The following is a 2,845-nucleotide window of genomic DNA, read 5'->3' as shown; positions in this document are numbered from 1 at the left end:
ACGTCACGCGGGGCCAGGACGACCTGCGCACCGTGCAGCAACGGCAGGAACAGCTCCAGACCCGCGATGTCGAACCCGACCGTCGTCACCGCCGCGAGCCGGTCGCGCTCGGTCAGCGCGAACCGGTCCTGCATCGCCGCAAGGAAGTTCACCAGCGCCGCATGCGGAACGGCGACACCCTTCGGCCGGCCCGTGGAACCCGACGTGTAGATCACGTACGCCGTGCTCTCGCCCGGGAGCGGCGCGGTGCACGGGTCGTCGGCGCTGTGGTCCGTGAGGTCCGCCGCCGCGAGCGTGTCCTCGGTCAGGGTCAGAACCGGTGCGGCGTCCTCCAGGATGTAGGCGATCCGCTCCTGCGGGAACTCGGGGTCCACCGGCACGTACCCGGCACCGGTCTTCAGGACCGCGAGCAGCGCGACCACCAGGTCGACCGAGCGCGGCAGGACGACGGCGACCAGGGACTCGGGGCGGGCGCCCCGCTCGATCAGCCAGTGCGCGAGCCGGTTGGCCCGGGCGTTCAGCTCCCCGTACGGGACCGTCCGCGCGCCGTGGGACAGGGCGGGCGCTCCGGGCACACGGGCGGCGCGGGCGGCGAACAGCTCGGGGACGGTGGCGGCCTCGACCTCCCGTGCGGTCGCGTTGGCCGCCTCCAGGACCTCGTGCCGCTCGTCCTCGGTGAGCAGGTCGACGCGGGCGACCGGCGCGTCCGGGGCGGCGGCCACCGCCGCGAGCACCCGGGTGAACCGCTCGGCGATGCGTTCGGCGGTGGACCGGTCGAACAGGTCGGTGCTGTAGTTCAGGGCGCCGCTGAGCCCCTCGGGCGCTCCCGAGCCGCTCTGCCGTTCCTCGACCGTGAAGGAGAGGTCGAAGCGGGCGGTGCGGGTCTCGGCGTGGTGCCCGGCGACGGTCAGGCCCGGCAGGTCGGCGGCGGCCGTGCGGGCCTGGCGCTGGTCGTTGTCGTTCCAGGTGAGCAGTGTCTGGAAGAGCGGGTGGCGGGCCATCGCGCGGGGCGGGTTGAGCACTTCCACGAGCCGCTCGAAGGGCACGTCCTGGTGCTCGTACGCGTGCAGGTCGGCGTCCCGCACCCGGGCGAGGAGCTCCCGGAAGGTGGGGGTGCCGGACAGGTCGGCGCGCAGCACCAGGGTGTTCACGAAGAAGCCGACCAGGTCGTCGAGCGCCTCGTCGGTGCGGCCCGCGATCGGGGTGCCGAGGGGCACGTCGGTGGAGCCGCTCAGCTTGCCGAGGAGGGTGGCCAGGGCGGCCTGGACGACCATGAAGAGGCTGGCCCGGTTCTCCCGCGCGAGCGTGAGCAGTCGCGCGTGCACGTCGGCCGGCACGCTCAGCGGCAGGGTGTCGCCGCGGTGGGTGGCGGTCGCCGGGCGGGGCCGGTCGGCGGGCAGACCGAGTTCGTCCGGCAGGCCGGCCAGCGTCTCGCGCCAGTAGCCGAGCTGCCGGGAGACGACGCTGTCCGGGTCGTCCTCGGAGCCGAGCAGCTCCTGCTGCCAGACGGTGAAGTCCGAGTACTGGACGGGCAGTTCGGCCCAGGTGGGCGCGTGGCCCGCCTGCCGGGAGGCATAGGCGCGGAGCAGGTCGCGGACGAGGACGGGCACGGACCAGCCGTCGCCCGCGACGTGGTGCAGCAGCACCAGCAGGACGTGCTCGTCGGGGGCGAGGGCGAACAGGGTGCAGCGGATCGGGGTCTCGCCGAGCAGGTCGAACTCGTGCCGGGCCGCCGCCTGGAGGGCTTCGTCGAGGCCGGCCTCGTCGCACGGCACCTCGGTGAGCACGGGTGCGGCGGTGTCGGCGGTGGCGTCGAGCACCACCTGGCGGGGCCCTTCGGGCCCGTCGGCGAGGACGGTGCGCAGGGTCTCGTGGCGGGTGATCACATCGGCCAGGGCGGCGGTGAGCACCGCGCGGTCGAGGGAGCCGGTCAGCCGCAGGGCGGTGGGGATGTTGTAGATCGCGCTCGGGCCGTCCAGCTGGTTGAGGAACCACAGGCGGCGCTGCGAGAAGGACAGCGTGGTCACGAGTTCTCCTTGGTACCGGTGCGGCGGCGCAGCGCGGGACGGGTGGTGGTGGCGGAGGCCTGCGCGAGGCTCTCGGCCAGGGCGGCGACGGTGGGCCGCTCGAAGAAGGCGCGGATGCTCATTTCCTTGCCGAGCGCCGAACGGACGCGGGCGGCCAGGCGGTTGGCGAGCAGCGAGTGGCCGCCGAGGGCGAAGAAGTCGTCGTCGACGCTGACCGCCGGCACGCCGAGGACCTCGGCGAACAGGCCGCACAGGGTCTCCTCCTGCGGGGTGCGCGGCGGACGTCCCTCGCCGAGTGCGCCGAGCGCGGGGGCGGGCAGGGCGGCGCGGTCGAGCTTGCCGTTGGGCGTCAGCGGCAGGGCGTCGAGGACGACGAAGGCCGACGGGACCATGTAGTCGGGCAGGGTCACGGCGACGTGCTTGCGCAGGACGTCGGCGTCGGGCGAGCCGTCGGGCCCGGGCACGGCGTAGGCGACGATGCGCTTGTCGCCCGGGGCGTCCTCACGGACCACGACGGCAGCTCTGCCGATGTCCGGATGGTCGGCGAGAACGGTCTCGATCTCACCGAGTTCGATTCGGAAGCCACGCACCTTCACCTGGAAATCGGTGCGCCCGATGTACTCCAGATCACCGGCCGCCGTACGTCGCACCAGATCACCGGTCCGGTACATGCGCGTACCGGCAGCACCGTACGGATCGGCCACGAACCGCTCCGCCGACAATCCCGGACGCCGGTGATATCCCCGGGCCAGCCCCGCACCCGCGATGTACAGCTCCCCCGCCACCCCGACCGGCACCGGACGCAGCCCCGGATCGAG

Annotated in this window: 1 protein-coding gene and 1 pseudogene; both read right to left on the bottom strand. The window is 73.6% G+C overall.

The annotated features are described in order from the left end of the window. On the bottom strand, nt 1–575 hold a 575-nt coding region (locus ABT127_RS39420; RefSeq protein WP_502971861.1), incomplete at its 3' end, for an AMP-binding protein. 141 nt (nt 576–716) lie between these two features. Continuing rightward, nucleotides 717–2,845 (bottom strand): annotated as a pseudogene (locus ABT127_RS39415) (condensation domain-containing protein); the annotation flags it as partial.

The sequence above is a fragment of the Streptomyces sp. NPDC001904 genome, from assembly GCF_040297005.1.
GTDB lineage: Bacteria > Actinomycetota > Actinomycetes > Streptomycetales > Streptomycetaceae > Streptomyces.
This window is presented reverse-complemented; position numbering and strand designations above follow the sequence as displayed.